At 60.7% G+C, this 17515-nt stretch carries 15 protein-coding genes; 11 read left to right on the top strand and 4 right to left on the bottom strand.

The features are described 5' to 3' along the window. Window positions 1-151: 151 nt before the first annotated feature. Entirely contained in the window at window positions 152-589 is a 438-nt protein-coding gene (locus tag DWX25_RS00405) for a universal stress protein (protein ID WP_055251269.1), read from the bottom strand. 246 nt (window positions 590-835) lie between these two features. Here DWX25_RS00405 and DWX25_RS00410 point away from each other — a divergent pair, with 246 nt between their 5' ends. After that, entirely contained in the window at window positions 836-1813 is a 978-nt protein-coding gene (locus tag DWX25_RS00410) for an undecaprenyl-diphosphate phosphatase (protein ID WP_117735525.1), read from the top strand. A gap of 356 nt (window positions 1814-2169) precedes the next feature. Further along, complete coding sequence (locus DWX25_RS00415) at window positions 2170-5070, top strand: ATP-dependent helicase (RefSeq protein ID WP_117798414.1); 2901 nt, start codon at window positions 2170-2172, stop codon at window positions 5068-5070. Window positions 5071-5605: 535 nt separating this feature from the next. Here DWX25_RS00415 and DWX25_RS00420 read toward each other — a convergent pair. Both DWX25_RS00420 and DWX25_RS00425 read right to left on the bottom strand, forming a co-directional pair. Then, entirely contained in the window at window positions 5606-6538 is a 933-nt protein-coding gene (locus DWX25_RS00420; protein ID WP_369832048.1) for a type I phosphomannose isomerase catalytic subunit, read from the bottom strand. Window positions 6539-6613: 75 nt separating this feature from the next. Next, window positions 6614-7333, bottom strand: a complete 720-nt coding sequence (locus tag DWX25_RS00425; RefSeq protein WP_117798416.1) for a GntR family transcriptional regulator — start codon at window positions 7331-7333, stop codon at window positions 6614-6616. A gap of 304 nt (window positions 7334-7637) precedes the next feature. Between DWX25_RS00425 and DWX25_RS00430 the strand changes: the two genes are divergently transcribed. The 7 genes from DWX25_RS00430 (at window position 7638) to nhaA (ending at window position 15216) form a co-directional block, all read left to right on the top strand. Continuing rightward, on the top strand, window positions 7638-9038 hold the full coding sequence (locus DWX25_RS00430; RefSeq protein ID WP_055251261.1) for a glycoside hydrolase family 1 protein: 1401 nt from the start codon (window positions 7638-7640) through the stop codon (window positions 9036-9038). Between the two features lie 120 nt (window positions 9039-9158). Beyond that, window positions 9159-10511 carry a PTS sugar transporter subunit IIC gene (locus DWX25_RS00435; protein WP_117794135.1) on the top strand — a complete coding sequence of 451 codons (1353 nt, stop codon included), beginning with the start codon at window positions 9159-9161 and terminating at the stop codon, window positions 10509-10511. Between the two features lie 153 nt (window positions 10512-10664). Beyond that, the gene (locus tag DWX25_RS00440) at window positions 10665-10967 is read left to right on the top strand and encodes a PTS sugar transporter subunit IIB (protein ID WP_055251257.1); all 303 of its coding nucleotides are present in this window, start codon (window positions 10665-10667) and stop codon (window positions 10965-10967) included. A gap of 9 nt (window positions 10968-10976) precedes the next feature. Continuing rightward, window positions 10977-11309, top strand: a complete 333-nt coding sequence (locus tag DWX25_RS00445; RefSeq protein WP_199412282.1) for a PTS lactose/cellobiose transporter subunit IIA — start codon at window positions 10977-10979, stop codon at window positions 11307-11309. A gap of 240 nt (window positions 11310-11549) precedes the next feature. Beyond that, the gene (locus DWX25_RS00450) at window positions 11550-12503 is read left to right on the top strand and encodes an ROK family protein (RefSeq protein ID WP_117794134.1); all 954 of its coding nucleotides are present in this window, start codon (window positions 11550-11552) and stop codon (window positions 12501-12503) included. Window positions 12504-12668: 165 nt separating this feature from the next. Next, a complete protein-coding gene (locus tag DWX25_RS00455) occupies window positions 12669-13592 on the top strand; it encodes a manganese-dependent inorganic pyrophosphatase (protein ID WP_117798417.1) in 924 nt (307 codons plus the stop codon). A 265-nt stretch (window positions 13593-13857) separates the two neighbouring features. Continuing rightward, the gene (gene nhaA, locus DWX25_RS00460) at window positions 13858-15216 is read left to right on the top strand and encodes a Na+/H+ antiporter NhaA (protein ID WP_117798418.1); all 1359 of its coding nucleotides are present in this window, start codon (window positions 13858-13860) and stop codon (window positions 15214-15216) included. Window positions 15217-15377: 161 nt separating this feature from the next. Here the strand turns inward: nhaA and DWX25_RS00465 are convergent, their stop codons facing one another. Next, a complete protein-coding gene (locus DWX25_RS00465) occupies window positions 15378-15632 on the bottom strand; it encodes a hypothetical protein (RefSeq protein WP_055251249.1) in 255 nt (84 codons plus the stop codon). A 150-nt stretch (window positions 15633-15782) separates the two neighbouring features. On the opposite strand from DWX25_RS00465, the gene DWX25_RS00470 reads away from it, so the two are divergent. Next, the gene (locus DWX25_RS00470) at window positions 15783-17087 is read left to right on the top strand and encodes an aminotransferase class I/II-fold pyridoxal phosphate-dependent enzyme (RefSeq protein WP_117798419.1); all 1305 of its coding nucleotides are present in this window, start codon (window positions 15783-15785) and stop codon (window positions 17085-17087) included. 67 nt (window positions 17088-17154) lie between these two features. After that, entirely contained in the window at window positions 17155-17469 is a 315-nt protein-coding gene (locus tag DWX25_RS00475; RefSeq protein ID WP_117735514.1) for an STAS domain-containing protein, read from the top strand. Window positions 17470-17515 lie beyond the last annotated feature (46 nt).

Here is a 17515-nt window from a genome sequence, read left to right on the forward strand (position 1 = left end):
CACGCCATCTTTATATCAGCCAGCTCGCTGAAGTAAGGCTGCGAAGGCCGCGGGGCCGGGAGGGGTTTCCTAAGGGCACATCCCGCAGCCGCAACGCGGCGAGGACGTGCCCGTGGAAACCCCGCAGACCCCGCGGCCGGTGGGAGCAACGCTACTTCACGACCAGAATATCGCAATCGGTGTTACGCAGCAGGAACGTCGAAATCGAGCCCAGTAGCGCATACTTGATCGAGGACAGGCCGCGGGCGCCGCAGAGCACCAGGTCGGGCTTGACCACGTCGAGCATCTCGTCTTTGAGCGTCTCGCGAATACGACCGGCGCGAATCATGACCTCGACCTCGGGAATATCAGGATTGGCCTTGGCCTCTTCGAGCTGCTTGGCGATGGAGTTGTTAAATGCCTCCTCCAGACCGTTGACCAGATCGACCGGATAGGAACCGGCGCTCTCGAGCGCCGTGGAATCGATAACGTGGCCGATAATCAGCTTGGCACCGTTGTTTGCGGCGACCTTGATGGCGCGTGCGAGCACAAAATCCTGCTGCTCAGTACCGTCGAGTGAAACAAATACCTTGGTGTAGCCCTCGTTCATGGTTTCCTCCTTGGTCTATCGCACGGGCGCTGGGCTCGTGCATCGGGCGGGCGCGGATGCGTGGCCGCCGGACACTTTATCTTGTTGCAGTTATACCCAAGGATTTGGGTTTGACCGCTCGCAATTCTGTGAACGGGCGAGTTTTTTGGTAAGGGTAGGCGCAGACGCGCCCGTACGGTTGATAATGGGATATCGCCCGCACCGTCCGCAGAATAATATCGGCGGGTGTCTAACGAGGGGGTCCCTTTGGATATCATCGAGCTTCTAAAATCTGCCTTTATGGGCCTGGTCGAGGGCATCACCGAATGGCTGCCCGTTTCGTCGACTGGTCACATGATCTTGGTGGACGAGTTCGTCAAGATGAACGTGAGCGAGACGTTCTGGAATATGTTCCTGGTCGTGATCCAGCTTGGCGCCATTTTGGCCGTTTGCGTCCTGTTCTTCTACGACCTTAACCCGTTTTCTCCCAGCAAGGGCAAGGAGGGCCGTCGCGACACCTGGGTGCTGTGGGGCAAGATTGTGCTCGGCTGCATTCCCGCCGCGGCAATCGGCCTGCCGCTCAACGACTGGATGGAGGAGCATTTCTACAATGCTCCCGTCGTGGCGCTGGCGCTCATCGTGTATGGCGTGCTGTTTATCGTGATCGAGAACTGGCGCGCGAGCAAGCGCGAGCAGGCTGCTCTTGCCGGTTCGTTTGGTTCTCGTGCCGTGACGTCGGGTGGGCGTCCCGCTGGCGCACACTTTGCCGCACCCGCTGCGACTGCCGCTGCAGACGACGATGACGATAACCTGGACTTTGGTTCCATCGCTACGCTCGAGGACCTGAGCTGGAAGACCGCACTGGGCATCGGTTGCTTCCAGGTGCTCTCGCTGGTGCCGGGTACGTCGCGCTCTGGCTCCACCATCATCGGTGGCCTGCTTTTGGGCTGCACGCGTTCGGTGGCGTCCAAGTTTACGTTCTTCCTGGCCATCCCTGTCATGTTTGGCGCGAGTGCGCTCAAGCTGGTCAAGTACTTTATTAAGGGCGGTACGTTCGGTGCCAACGAGGTCGCTATCTTGGGCGTGGGCTGCGTTGTGGCCTTTGTGGTTTCGCTCATCGCCATCAAGTGGCTCATGGGCTTCGTTCGCCGTCACGACTTTAAGTGCTTCGGTGTTTACCGCATCATCCTGGGCATCGTAGTGCTCGCATATTTCTTCGTTCTGGAGCCCATGCTCGGCCTGTAACTTGGTTGACGCTGCGCGGCGGCCAGAGCGACAACTTGTCATTCAAAGAGGGCGACATGACCAGAAGGTCTATGCCGCCCTCTTTTCATGCCAATTTGTTCGCTCTGGCCGCCGCTCGCTACCGTTGCCATGACATCGGTGGCTCCCTGATTGGTGCATTGGGGTCAGGTTATTTTGCACCGGCGTGGTGCAGACAAACCTGACACCTTTGCACCAAATTCGCTGGGGTGGGCCTGACGGTGGCGCACGGAGTCGTGGTGTGATTTGCGTCGGTGTCCGCGCGGCTCGGTATACTGGTACGGCTCAAACTATGGCGCTGCCCGCAGGCGCGCCGTCCGTCAGATGAGGAGTCGCCCATGACCCAGCCCTTGCCCTGGGAAAAGAACACCGCGGTACCCGTGCCGCCCGCGCCGGAACCCGTGCCACTCGATGCATACACCGCCCCCGCTGCGCCGGAGCCCGAGCTCGTTCCGCTCGACATCTACGACGCCCCCGCGCCGGCTCCTGCGCCCGCAAAGCCGCTTGTCGACATCGACAGCCTTAATCCCGCCCAGCGCGAGGCGGTGCTCACCACCGAGGGTCCGTTGCTGGTACTTGCCGGCGCCGGCTCGGGCAAGACCCGCGTCCTGACCTTCCGTATCGCACATATGCTCGGCGACCTGGGCGTTAAGCCTTGGCAGGTTCTTGCCATCACGTTTACCAACAAGGCCGCGGCCGAGATGCGCGAGCGTCTGGCAGCGCTCATCCCCAGTGGCACCCGCGGCATGTGGGTGTGCACCTTCCACGCCATGTGCGTGCGCATGCTGCGCGAGGACGCCGACCTGCTGGGCTACACCGGTCAGTTCACCATCTACGATGATGACGACTCAAAGCGCATGGTGCGCGACATTATGCAGGCGCTCGGCATTGAGCAAAAGCAGTTCCCCATCAACATGATCCGCAGCAAGATCAGCTCGGCTAAAAACGCCATGATCGGGCCCGAGGACATGCTCAAATCTGCCGACAGCCCCAATGACAAAAAGGCCGCGCAGGTCTACCTGGAGCTGGAGCGCCGCCTGCGCGCCGCCAATGCGATGGACTTCGACGACCTGCTCGTGCGCACGCTCGAGCTGCTGCGCACCCGCCCCGAGGTGCTCGATAAGTACCAGGAGCGCTTCCGCTACATTAGCGTCGACGAGTATCAGGACACCAACCACGTCCAGTACGAGATCGCCAACCTGCTGGCCGCCAAGTACCAAAACCTCATGGTCGTGGGCGATGACGACCAGTCCATTTACAGCTGGCGCGGCGCCGACATCACCAACATCCTGGACTTTGAGCAGGATTTTAAAAACTGCAAGACCGTCAAGCTGGAGCAAAACTACCGCTCCACGGGCCATATCCTGAGCGCCGCCAACGCCGTGGTGCGCCACAACTCGCAGCGCAAGGACAAGCGCCTGTTTACGGCCGAGGGCGATGGCGAGAAGATCCAAGCCTTCCAGGCGAGCGACGAGCGCGACGAGGGCCGCTGGATTGCCGGCGAGATCGAGAAGCTGCATGCCAAGGGTACGAGCTACGACGATATCGCCGTGTTCTACCGCACCAACGCTCAGTCGCGTATTCTCGAAGATATGTTCCTGCGTGCGGGCGTGCCCTACAAGATCGTGGGCGGCACGCGATTCTTCGACCGTGCCGAGATCCGCGATGTCATGGCCTACCTCAAGATGATCGTGAACCCGGCCGACGAGATGAGCGTCAAGCGCGTCATCAACACGCCGCGTCGCGGCATCGGCTCCACTTCGATCCAAAAGATTGAGCAGCTGGCGCGCGACAACCGTTGCTCGTTCTTCCAGGCCTGCGAGATTGCGACAGCCGAGACGGGCATGTTTAGCGCCAAGGTGCGCAATGGCCTGTCGAGCTTTGTGGCGCTGGTGCGCGAGGGCCGTTGCATGGACGGCGAGCTCAAGGACGTCGTCGAGATGATCGTCGATAAGACGGGCCTGCTGCGGGCTTTTCGCGCCGAGGGCACCATGGAATCCGAGAGCCGTGCCGAGAACATCCAGGAATTCCTGGGCGTCGCCGCCGAATTTGAGGAGACGCACGAGGATATCGAGGGCACGCTCGAGAGCTTGGAGGAGTTGCGCGCTGCCGGCGTTGCCGACGTGCCTGCCGGCGCCGAGCCCGAGCCCGTCGTGGTGAGTGCGCCCGCGCCCGAGCCGGGACCCTCCGCCCCGGCATCTTCGTTTGAAGTGCCCATCGGCGCACGTGACGCCGCGGGCACCAATCCGCTCGATAGCCTGGCCGCTCCGGCACTCTCGCCGCAGGACGCCCTGGCCGCCGCCATCGCGGGCAACGCATATGCAGCGCCGACGGAGTTGCCGGCGGGTGCCGTGCATGCCGATGAGATTGAGCGCACCTACGGTCCGCTCACCTGTAAGGCGCTTCCTGCACTTATGGAGTGGCTGGCCCTGCGCTCCGACTTGGATTCCCTGGCTGGCGAGACGCATGCCATCACCATGATGACCATCCACTCCGCCAAGGGCCTGGAGTTCCCGGCGGTGTTCGTGGCCGGCATGGAGGAGGGCATCTTCCCGCATGTGCACGACTTTAGCGGCAGCGATGACCCGGGCAAGCTCGAGGAGGAGCGTCGCCTGGCCTACGTCGCCATCACGCGTGCCCGTAAGCGCCTGTTCTTGACCTATGCGGCCACGCGCCGCACGTACGGCTCAACTTCTGCCAACCCGCGCTCGCGCTTCCTCAACGAGATTCCGTTTGAGGATATCGAGTTCAGCGGTATCGGTTCTGCCGGTTTTGAGGGCACGGGCTGGGAGAAGCGCGGCGACCGTCATGGCACCTTTGGCTCGGGTATGGGCTCGGATATGTACGGCGGCAAGGTGTTTGGCTCGCATACGCGCTCGACGGGCGGTTCCGCCTCGCGCGGCGGATCGAGCTTCGACGATTTCTTTGGCGGCAGCAGCTATGGGACCGAGCGCCATCGCGGGGTCTCACCCGATGCCGGCCGTGTTGCTTCGACCTTTGGCTCGGGTGCACCGCGAGCCAAAAAGCCGTCGTCCAAGGTGTCGCCGACGGTGGATCGCAAGGTCGATCGCGCGAGCGCGTCGCAGGACTTTGCCGCGGGCGATACCGTGAGCCACAAGACCTTTGGCACGGGTACCGTGATCTCGGTCGCCGGAGACATGATCGAGGTTCAATTCGAAAAGACCGGCCAGACCAAAAAGCTAATGAAGGGCTTTGCGCCTATAGTGAAACTGACCTAGGCGGCTTTCCCAGGCACGGCACCTCGGCCTTCAATCGTCGGGCATGACCTCAAGGTCTATGCCCTCCTCTTTCAGGCCGATCTGCCGCACCTGGAAAACCCGTACATCCGGCTGGCGGGCACGCCGGGGGCTTTGGTCGCCTGCTCGGGCAGTCCTGCGCAAGACGGAGAGCACATTAAGTGCTCTCCTTTGCGTGCGGAACTCGCGACCGATGTTGCCCTATACGCCCACCCAGGTCCTCAGGTAACGTTGCTTGCGAACAACGCTCTGCTCGTTCGCTTTATGGTCTGGAGAGCCGGGTGGGCTGATAAATGGATATGAGTAGGGGCTCCCCCGTTGATGGACGGGAGAGCCCCTTGTTGCTTTTAGGTTGTTGCTGCTGTCCAGAGGCTCGCCGGGATGGGCGCGGGGTTTGGTCGATCGCGAGTTCCGCACGAGCCGGAGAGCACTTAATGTGCTCTCCGTGCGAGCAGGACTGCCCGAGCAGGCGATCAAACCCCGCGCCCATCCCGGCGAGCACTTGGGGACCGGTGGCTTACAGGTGCGAGATGATCAGTTCCATCTTGCCCTCGAGGTCGATGGAGGTGACGGTGCTGGGGGCTAGCAGATGGCTTCCCTTGTGGACGGGGTCGCCGCAGACGGTGCCTTCGCCGTCGATGACCGACAGGCACATGAAGGGCCAGCGCTGGTCGAGGGTATTGCTGCCGTTGACACGCACGCGATCGACGGTGTAGCAGGAGTTAGACTCGAGCTCGGTCACGCCATCGATCTCGGGCGCGGTCACCGTGCCGTCGGTCGGAGCCTGAACGTCAAAATCGATGCAGTCGAGGCTCTGCTCAATGTGCAGGGGACGCAGTTTGCCGTCGGTGCCGGGACGGTCGTAGTCGTACAGGCGATACGTCACGTCGCTCGACTGCTGCGTTTCCAAAATGAGCGTGCCGGTCTTGATGGCGTGCACGGTGCCGGAGTCAATCTGGAAAAAGTCGCCCTTGTGAATCGGCAGCACGTTGAGCATGTCGTCCCAGCGGCCGTCCTTGATCATCTGTGCGGCCTCGGCGCGATCCTTGGCGCGCTGCCCGACGATAATCGTGGCGCCGGGCTCGCAGTCCAGCACATACCAGCACTCGGTCTTGCCCAGGCTGCCGTTCTCGTGCTCGGCGGCGTACTCGTCGTTGGGATGAATCTGGATCGAAAGATCGTCCTTGGCGTCCAGAATCTTAATGAGCAGCGGGAACTCCTTGCCCTCGCAGTTGCCAAAGAGCTCGCGGTGCTCGGCCCACAGCCACGAGAGCGTGTGACCGGCATACGGGCCCTCCGCAATCTGGCAGTCGCCGTTGGGATGGGCCGAGATGGCCCAACACTCACCGATGGGACCCTCGGGAATGTCGTAGCCAAATACGGTTTCGAGCTGGCGGCCGCCCCAGATCTTCTCGTGGAAAATCGGCGTCAGTTTAATCAAATCGGACATGTTCATACCCCCATGGCGTTGCGCGGCCGCCCGCTCTAAATGAGCCAAAACGAGCGCCCGCATGACTACAAAAATCTATGCCAACGTTACGTTGTGCAGCTCAAAGCGGTCGCCGACGTTGTGCGAGATCGAATGCTCAAAGGCGATGCCGCTATCTAAAAAGCCAATCTGGCTGAGTTCGAGTAGGGGAGAGCCGGGCTTGGTGTCCAGGCGCTCAGCTTCTTCCTCGGTTGCCGCTACGGCGCGGATGGTGCGGTGGAAGCTCGAAATCTTCAGCCCACATTGCTCGCGGATGAAGCTGTAGACCGATCCGTACAGATCTTTCTTTTTAAGGCCCGGGATCAATTCGAGGGGCATGTAGGTGTACTCGATAACGATGGGCTTCTCGTCCACCTGGCGCACGCGCACGATGTGATAGGCAAAGTCATCCTCGGCAATTCCCAGCTGAGCGGCGACGTCCGCTGGTGGATTGACAATCGAGAAATCGTAGACTACCGAGGACACCTTCTCCCCGCGGTGCTCATGCGAAAAACCCGCGGCGCGGTCGTTCTTGCCCTGGAAAAACGCCTTGCCGGGAAGCCCCGTCGTGTCCTTGACGTAGGTGCCCGATCCGCGCCGGCTGGTAATAAGACCTTCCTCGGTAATCTGCTCAATCGCTCGTTTGACGGTGATTTTAGAAACGCTATAGAGCTCACAGAACTCAACGACGGTGGGCAGCTTGTCACCCGGCTTAAGAGCGCCGTCCTCGATGCTTCGACGGATATCCGCAGCTATCGCCTCGTATTTGGGAATCATGGAACCCCCTTTCCGACATACATGGATACAAAAGTAAGTATAACCCTCTGCGAGGCATCCATATAATTCTTATCTAAGAAGTTCGAGAAAGAAAAAAGAAAAAGACGCTTTACTTATAAAATTAGAGCGCTATAGTTGTAGCCAACGAACGGAACCCTGCCGGACGGCAGGACCGACCGTTTGGGGACGGTTTTGTTTTGGCGGGCTGAATATCCAGATATCCGGTGCGCGCCCGCGCCGGATAACCTGCCAAGGCAAACCCGTCTCCAACCGGAAGCTCTAGAACACGAAAGCGAGGACTTCGATGGCACAGTATCAGCTGCCCCGTGACTTCTTCTTTGGCGCCGCTATGTCCGGCCCGCAGACTGAGGGTCAGTGGAACCAGGGCGGCAAGCTCGAGAACCTGTGGGACACCTGGTCCATCCAGGATCTGGATTCGTTCTATAACCGCGTTGGCTCTTATGCTGGCAATGACTTTATGGCTAAGTACCAGGAGGACCTTCGCATTTTGAAGGACTTGGGCCTGGATACCTACCGCACCTCCATCCAGTGGAGTCGCCTGCTCGATGCTAACGGCAACCTCAATGAGGAGGGCGCCGCGTGGTATCACGAGCTGTTCCGTGCCTCTCGCGAGGCCGGCCTGGAGCCGTTCGTCAACCTGTACCACTTTGACATGCCCACCTACCTCTTTGACCGTGGTGGTTGGGAGAGCCGCGAGGTCGTCGAGGCTTACGCTCATTACGCCGACGTCGCCTTCCGCGAGTTTGGCCAGGAGATCAAGTACTGGTTCACCTTTAATGAGCCCATCGTCGAGCCCGAGCAGCGCTATCAGGAGGGCGTGTGGTACCCGCAGCTCCATGACTATAACCGCGCTCGCACCGTGCAGTATCACATCTCGCTGGCGCACGCGCTGGCCGTGGCCAACTACCGCCGCGCCTATGACGAGGGCGCCGTTCGCGCCGACGCCAAGATCGGCATGATCAACTGCTTTACCCCGGTCTATACCAAGGAGAACCCCAGCGAGGCAGACCTCGAGGCCGTGCGTATGACCAGCGGTATCAACAATCGCTGGTGGCTCGACCTTATTACCAAGGGCGAGCTTCCCGCCGACGTGCTCGACAGCCTGGCCGAGGGCGGCGTTAAACTTCCGTTCCGTGCCGGCGACCAAGAGATCCTCAAGCAGGGTGTTGTCGACTGGCTCGGTTGCAACTACTACCATCCCACGCGCGTTCAGGCCCCGGCGAGCAAGATCGACCAGTACGGTCTGCCGCACTTTGCCGACGAGTACGTGTGGCCTGACGCCGTTATGAACGAGAGCCGCGGCTGGGAGATCTACCCGCAGGGTCTCTACGACTTTGGCATGGACTGCGCTAAGAATTACCCCGATCTTGAGTGGTTTGTGTCCGAGAACGGTATCGGCATCATGGACGAACACAAGAACCGTGACGCCGAGGGCACCATTCAGGACGATTACCGCGTCGACTTTGTGCGCCAGCACCTGGAGTGGGTTGCCAAGGCAATCGCCGAGGGCGCCAAATGCCGCGGATACCATTATTGGGCCGTCATCGATAACTGGTCTTGGGCTAATGCCTTTAAGAACCGTTACGGCTTTGTCGAGGTCGACCTTATGGACGGCTACAAGCGCCGCCTTAAGAAGTCGGCAGCTTGGCTCAAGCAGGTCGCAACGACCCACGTGGTTGACTAGCGACCAGGCGAACGCCCAGACCGCGCGCCGCCGCGCGCAAAACATGGCACATCTGGTGGCAAAGGGCGACAGACCACCGTGCGCATAGGAAAAGGCCGGATTTGATAGTTAGGAGCAATCATGGCCAGTGAAAACGGAAAGAGCTTCCTCGACAAATTTGCCGAGGTCTCTGCGAAGGTGGGAAACCAGGTTCACCTGCGTTCCCTGCGCGATGCCTTCGCAACCATCACGCCGCTCTATATCCTTGCGGGTATCGCGGTTCTTATTAACAACGTCGTGTTCCCTCTGTTCCCGCTCGATGCAGCGGGCCTTGCCAACCTTCAGACCTGGGGCTCGGCAATTACGCTGGGCACCCTCAACGTCTCTGCCATTATCTTGGCCGGATTGATCGGCTACAGCCTCGCTAAGAACGAGCGCTTCGATAACCCGCTTGCCTGCGTGGTCGTCGCCATCTCCGCTTTCGTTATCATGATGCCGCAGCAGATCACCGCCACGCTTGCCGCCACGAGCCCGCTGCTCACCGACAAGATCACCTCTGCCGAGGTCACGGGCGCCCTTTCGACTGCCAACACCGGTACCAACGGTCTGTTCGCGGCTATTATCATCGCCCTGCTCTCCGTCACGCTCTTCATCAAGATTTCCGGCGTCGAAAAGCTTAAAGTAAAGCTGGGCGAGGGTGTGCCCCCCGCGGTCTCCAACTCCTTTAACGTCATGATCCCGATGCTGCTCAACCTCTCGATCTTCGCAGTTGCCGCAGCGCTGCTCGCCGTGTTTGCCGGCACCGATCTGTGCACCATCATCTCCACGTGCATTTCCAACCCGCTCAAGAGCATCATGAACGCCGGCCCGTGGGCTGTTATCCTCATCTACACCCTTGCGAACCTGCTGTTCTGCGTCGGTATTCACCAGTCCACCATCTCTGGCGCTACCGTCGAGCCGATCCTGACCATGCTCATCGTCGACAACATGGCTACTTTTGCCGCCGGCGGTACCATCCAGCCCGACCACTACATGAATATGCAGATCGTCAACAGCTTCGCCCTCATCGGCGGCTCGGGCTGCACCCTCATGCTCCTGCTCGACACCTTCCTGTTCTCCAAGAACAAGGCTTCCAAGACCGTTGCCAAGATGGCTATCGTTCCTGGTCTGTTCAACATCAACGAGCCGGTCATCTACGGTTACCCCGTCGTGTACAACCTGCCGCTCATGATTCCGTTCGTGCTTCTCCCCGACCTGTTCATCGGCGCCACCTATGCTCTGACCTGCGCGGGCATCATCAGCCCTTGCATTGCCCAGGTGCCTTGGACCATGCCTCCCGTCATCAACGCTCTGCTTGCTACGGGCTTTGACTGGCGCGCTGGCGTGTGGCAGGCGCTCGAGCTTGTCATCGGCATGGCTGTCTACCTGCCCTTTATGAGGATCTCCGAGAAGGCTATCGCTAAGCAGGAGGCTCTTGCCGAGCAGAACGCTTAAACGTCGTTCTCCCTTCCACCGTTGCGGGCACCGGTACGCGGTGCCGATGCCCGCGGCTCTCCTCTTGTGTGAAGACGCAGGGGGTGGGCACAATAGCCGCAAGGAATAAAACCAGTTGTCGTCTGCGCGCCGCGCAGTTATAAGGAGGAAACCATGAAGAAGATCATGCTTTGCTGCAATGCCGGCATGTCCACGAGTCTGCTGGTCCAGAAGATGCAGGCCGAGGTCGCGAACCGCGGTCTGGACATCGAGGTCGAGGCTCGTCCCATGAACGAGGCTCACGATCACCTGGACGAGTGCGACATCCTGCTGCTCGGTCCGCAGATTGGCTACACCAAGGGCGATTTTGAGAAGGAGGCCGCCGGTCGTTTCCCGGTCGAGGTCATCAACATGGTCGATTACGGCCGCATGAACGCCGCCGGCATCATCGACCACTGCGTCAGCGTGATGGGCTAGGTGCAGCACATGGAGGATATGAATGAGCTGCAGATGACCTGCTTCGAGATCATCAGCTACGTCGGCACCGCCAAGAGCATGTATATCAATGCCGTGCAAAAGGCCAAGGAGGGCGATTTTGACGCCGCTGAGGAACTTATCAAGCAGGGCGACGAGGCTTACAACGGTGGCCACGATGTCCATATGGGGCTCCTCAAAAAGGAGGCCAACGGCGAGCGTAACGGCGAAGCCCCGCTGATTCTGCTGCATGCCGAGGACCAGATGGCCGGCACCGAGACCATGCGCGTCATGGCCACGGAGCTCATCGAGGTCCACAAGCTGCTGCAGGCGCTTAAGGCCTAGTCGGCGTTATCGCCGCGACGGAGTGTGCGGTTCACCAGACAATTCAGTCCCTTTCACGGGCGCTGGGAGTTTTCCGTCTCCCGGCGCCTTTGTATTTGGCGAAGGCCTGCGCGACCTGTTGGGCGGGCCTTCGTGTTTTCCCAGATAAAACCTGCCAAAACAAACCTGTCCCTTTTTGGCAGGTTTTTGTCTTGGGAGCGGTACCATACAGGCAATGTTTAAACGAGAAAGGTGGCTCCCATGGAACCTAAGCAGTACTACATCGGCATTGATGTCGGCGGCACTTCGGTTAAGGAGGGCCTGTTCGATGAGGACGGCAACCTGCTTGCCAAGGCCAGCGTGCCCACGCCTCCCATCGTTGATGCTGCGGGCTTTGCCGCGGTGACCGAGGCGATCGACCAGGTGGTCGCCAAGGCGCAGATTCCGCGCGCCTTTGTGGCGGGCATTGGCCTGGCTGTTCCGTGCCCCATCCCGGCTTCGGGCGATGCTAAGGTCAAGGCCAACATTGCCATTAACCTGCCCGAGCTTAGGATCGCCATTCAGGAGCACTGCCCCGACGCGGTCGTTAAGTACGAAAACGATGCCAACGCCGCTGCCATGGGCGAGGCCTGGCTCGGCTCTGCCAAGGGCGTACAGAACGTGGTGATGGTCACCATCGGTACCGGCGTGGGCGGCGGCGTCATCGTCAACGGCGACGTGGTGTCGGGCGTTGTGGGCGCCGGCGGCGAGATTGGCCACATGTGCCTGAATCCCGACGAGGAGCGCACCTGCGGCTGTGGCGGCCATGGCCACCTGGAGCAGTATTCCAGCGCTACCGGTGTGGTGAGCAACTACCTTGCCGAGTGCAAGAAGGCGGGCGTCGAGCCCATCGAGCTCACCGGCCCCTCCGATTCCAAGGACGTGTTCCAGGCCTGCCGCGAGGGTGACAAGCTCGCGCTGGCCGCGGCCGATACCATGGCCGATTATCTCGGTCGTGCTCTGGCGCTTATCGCCAACGTGGTCGACCCCGAGATGTTCCTGATCGGCGGCGGTGCCTCTGCCTCGGCCGATGTCTACCTCGATGCGGTTCGCGAGCACTTCCAGCACTATGCGCTTTCCGCCTCGCGCGAGACGCCTATCGAGGTCGCCTCGCTCGGCAACGACGCCGGCATCATCGGTGCCGCCTACGTAGCCCTGCGCGCCGCCGGCAAATAGCTGGTGCAAGGGGGACAGGTTACTTTGCGCCAACATGGTGCAAGGGGGACAGACTTCCCCCAACGCTTGCCCCAAATTGCGTCGCGGCCCTTCCATCGTCTAGGGTTCGGCGTCAGCGTGCTACCATAGCTACGTCCAAGTACACATATCAAGTGGAGGATATCCATGGCAAACGTTCTTGTCTTTGGTCACCAGAACCCCGATAACGACGCCATCATGAGCGCCGTCGTCCTGTCCCAGCTGCTCAACCAGGTTGAGTATGCCGGCAACACCTACGAGGCTTGCGCCCTTGGTCAGCTTCCGGCAGAGTCTGCCAAGCTGCTCGCCGACGCCGGCATCGCCGAGCCCCGCGTGATTGATTCCGTCGAGGCCGGTCAGCTCGTCGTCCTCACCGACCACAACGAGTCTGCCCAGTCTGTCGCCGGCCTTAAGGACGCCACGGTCTTTGGCGTTGTCGATCATCACCGCATCGGCGACTTCGAGACCGCCGGCCCGCTGCACTACATCTGCCTGCCCTGGGGCTCCAGCTGCACCATCGTCACCAAGCTCGCCGACGTGCTCGGCGTTGAGCTTTCCGACGTCCAGGCTAAGCTGCTGCTCTCGGCTATGATGACCGATACGCTCATGCTCAAGAGCCCCACCACCGCCGCCGCCGACCGCGTCGTCGCCGCTAAGCTCGGCGAGCAGGTGGGCGTCGACCCGGTCAAGTTTGGCATGGAGGTCTTCCTCACCCGTCCGTCCGGCTCCTTCACTGCAGCCGAGATGGTCGGCAACGACATCAAGATGTTCGAGCCCGCCGGCAAGAAGCTGCTCATCGGCCAGTACGAGACCGTCGACAAGACCCGTGCGCTTGGCATGATTGACGAGATCCGCGAGGCCATGCGCGCCTACGCCGCCGAGAAGGGTGCTGACGGCATTGTCCTGTGCATCACCGACATCATGGAGGAGGGTTCGCAGGTCCTGCTCGAGGGCGAGACCGAGGCTGCTCAGAAGGGCCTGGGCATTGCCGACGAGCACGACGGCGTCTGGATGCCGGGCGTCCTCTCCCGTAAGAAGCAGGTCGCTGCCCCCATCATGGCCGCCTGCTAGTTTTTGTAACCTGCTCACGACCGGATCGCGGACGCTCCGCGCTCCGGTCGTTTTTTTGTGCGCGGGATCGCGTCGCCTATTGAACGGGGGCGCTCGCACCGTTGAACAAATAATGTTCAACCTGTGGTTCCGCTTTTCGGCCGCGCTTGTGCGCTTGTCGCGCAGGGTAGGCTAGATGCAAGCGTAATACGTTGGAGCGCGGCGCTGCCATTTGGGCGGGCCGTTCTTTTTTAAGACGGGAGCCTTCCCGTGAAAGGAGCCGCCCATGGCAGCACCCGAGCAGCTGTTTAACGTTCGTGAGCGCAAGCGTTTTGAGCGTCACGACATTTGGGAGCGCATTGCCGAGAACGGCACGATTTCCGCCGCCGTCATGGTGATCGCTGCCATCGCCGCAGTCATCTGTGCCAACACCGATGCCTACGAGGCCATTCATCACTTTTTGGAGACCCCGCTGTATGTGGGTCTTGGCAGCCTTACGGCCGGCCTCACCGTCGAGGTCTTTGTCAACGACTTTCTCATGGCGATCTTCTTTTTGCTGGTGGGCATCGAGCTTAAGTACGAAATGACGGTCGGTGAGCTTAAGAACCCGCGTCAGGCCATGCTTCCCATGTTGGCGGCCGTGGGCGGCGTCGTCGTTCCCGCCTGCATCTACCTGATCTTTAACCATGCCGGCGCGCACAACGGCTGGGCTATTCCCATGGCAACCGATATCGCCTTTGCGCTGGGCGTGCTATCGCTTTTGGGCAACCGCGTGCCCAACGGCGTGCGCGTGTTCTTCTCGACGCTCGCCATCGCCGACGATCTCATCTCCATCGCCGCCATCGCCATTTTCTACGGTCAGAGTCCCAACCCGTTTTGGTTGGGCGCCGCCGCGGTTGTGACTTGCGCGCTCGTGTGGCTCAACAAGACGCAGCACTACCGTCTTGCCCCGTATTCGGTGCTGGGTCTGCTGCTGTGGTTCTGCATGTTCAAGAGCGGCGTGCATGCTACGCTTGCTGGCGTCATCTTGGCCTTTACCATCCCGGCCAAGTGCGGCGTCAAGCTCGATAGCCTTACCGACTGGCTGGGCGAGTGCCTGCCGTTGCTCGACGACCGCTACGACGACGAGGCGCACATCCTGGGTCAGCACGACTTTACCGTCTCGACCACCAAGGTCGAGCGCGTCATGCACCGCGTGACCCCGCCGCTCATCCGCATGGAGCGTCTGATCTCCACGCCGGTCAACTTTGTGATCCTGCCGATCTTTGCGTTCGTAAACGCGCAGGTTCGCCTAGTGGGCGTGGACATGAGCACGCTGCTCACCGACCCGGTGACGCTCGGCGTATATTTTGGCATGCTGCTGGGCAAACCGATCGGCATCTTTGGCATGACGTTTGCCCTGGTTAAGCTCAAGATTTCCGAGCTGCCGCACAATGTCAACTGGCATATGATCGCCGGTGTGGGCATTTTGGGCGGTATCGGCTTTACCATGTCGATCCTCATCAGCGGCCTCGCCTTCCCGACGGCCCAGTTTGAGGTCCTGGCCGCAAAGGCCGCCATTCTTGCCGGTTCGGTCACCGCGGCCGTGCTGGGCATGATCTACATGAGCGTGGTCTGCAAACACCCTGCGCCCAAGGACGAGTAAGAGCACATACAAGTTTGAAAACGCCGCCTGTGAATACCATCACAGGCGGCGTTTTAGTCACTGGGTAGTCGTTGGGGACAGACTTAAATGACTGCCCCATAGTCGTTGGGGACAGACTTAAATGACGACTACTCATTTAAGTCTGTCCCCAATGAGTGGTTCTATTCCACGGTGCCGTAGACGGCGCCCCAGCCGTGGGCGGCTAAGGCGGAGTTCAGCTGGTCGCAAAGTGACTGGCGGTCGTAATAGCCGGGCGGCAAAAGGTTCACGATCTCCATAAGGTCGGGCGCCAGGTCCAAGATTTCGGCCTGCACGATTAGGTCCAGGCGGTCGATGGCGTGGCGGTCGTAAAACAGCCCGTCGATCAGGCGCTGCAGGTCGCCGAATTCCTCAGCCCTAAACGAACCGTATTCCATAATGCCTCCTTAGGCGCCCCACGCCGGCATGTGCGGCGATGTCGTAATTCATTGCGATGAACTTAATCTATCACGGCTTCATACCGTTGCGGCGGTGGCGGTCTATACTTAGACGAACTGCAACGTCCCGCTTCGCGAAAGGTCGCACCCATGCAGACGATCTACCAGAAGATGGAAACCACCGAACTCGATGCCGCCATCGAGGCGCTCAAAGCCGAGGTCGCCGAGGTCAAGGCCAAGGGCCTGGCGCTCGACATGGCCCGCGGCAAGCCGTCGCCCTCCCAGGTGGACATCTCGCGCCCCATGCTCGATATCCTCAATGCCGAGGTCGATCTGCACGACGGCAACGTCGACTGCTCCAACTACGGCTGCTTCGAGGGCATTCCCTCGGCACGCAAGTTGGCAGGGGAGTTCCTGGGCTGCCCCGCCGAGCAGACGCTCGTGCTGGGTTCGTCGAGCCTTTTGATCGAGCACGACATCGCCGGCATGTTCTGGCGCTGTGGTTCGTGCGGCAGCGAGCCCTGGGATGCCTACGAGGCCGCGCACGACGGCAAGAAGGTCAAGTTCCTGTGCCCCGTTCCCGGCTACGATCGCCACTTTGGCATCACCGCCGACTTGGGCATCGAGAACGTCCCCGTTGCGATGACCGAGGCCGGCCCCGACATGGACGAGATCGAGCGCCTCGTTGCCGCCGACGATTCCATCAAGGGTATCTGGTGCGTGCCCAAGTATTCCAACCCCACGGGCATCACCTTTAGCGAGGACACCGTGCGCCGCCTGGTCGAGATGCCCACGGCCGCGCCCGATTTCCGCATCTTCTGGGACAACGCCTACTGCGTGCACGACCTGTACGACGAGACCGACGAGCTTGCCAATATCTTTGACCTCGCTCGCGCGGCGGGCACCGAGGACCGCGTGGTGGCCTTTGCCTCGACGTCCAAGATTACCTTCCCGGGCGCCGGCATCGGCTTTATCGGCGCGAGCCCTGCGGTCATCGCGGAGTTCTCCAAGCGCCTCAAGGCCGGCCTTATCAGCGCCGACAAACTCAACCAGCTGCGTCACGTGCGTTTCCTTCCCACCATCGAGGCGGTCAAGGAGCATATGAAAAAGCATGCCGAATTTTTGCGCCCGCGCTTTGAGGCCGTTGAGCGCAAGCTCACCGAGGGTCTGGGCAACACGGGTTGCGCCACTTGGACGCATCCCCGCGGCGGCTACTTTGTGAGCTTCGATGGTCCTGAGGGCTCGGCCCAAAAGGTCGCCGCGCTTTGTGCCGATCTGGGCGTTAAGCTCACGCCGGCTGGTGCCACCTGGCCCTATGGCAAGGACCCGCGCGACACCAACATCCGCATCGCGCCGAGTTATCCCACGGTCGAGGACCTGGAGGCCGCGCTCGACGTACTGGTGCTGGCCGTCAAGCTCGTCGCTGCCGAGATCACGCGTGCCGAGCGCGCCTAGCGCGCAGAGCTCTGCAAGTCCGCGCCGCGTACTTTTCCGCACTTTCGATACGCAAAGGAGCGTATACATGGATTTGGGTATTTCCACCAACCCCACGCCGGAGCTCTACACCATTAAGGTGACCGGCGAAATCGATATCTCTAACGCCGACAGTTTGCGTAACGCCATCGACTTGGCGCTTGAGCAGCCCACCGAGGCCGTTGAGCTCGACTTTGCCCAGGTGAGCTATATCGACTCGACGGGCATTGGCGTGCTTGTGGGCGCCGCGCACCACGCAGCCGATCATGGCAAGCGTTTTAGCTGCGCCAACGTGCAACCCCCGGTGATGCGCGTGGTTCAGCTGTTGGGTGTCGACCAGGAGATTTCGATCACCGCTGCATAATCTTTGCCCCCAAAAGGGGCGTGCCGTTTGGCATATGTTTGTGATG

It is taken from the genome of Collinsella sp. AF18-8LB (assembly GCF_003459795.1).
Taxonomy (GTDB): domain Bacteria; phylum Actinomycetota; class Coriobacteriia; order Coriobacteriales; family Coriobacteriaceae; genus Collinsella.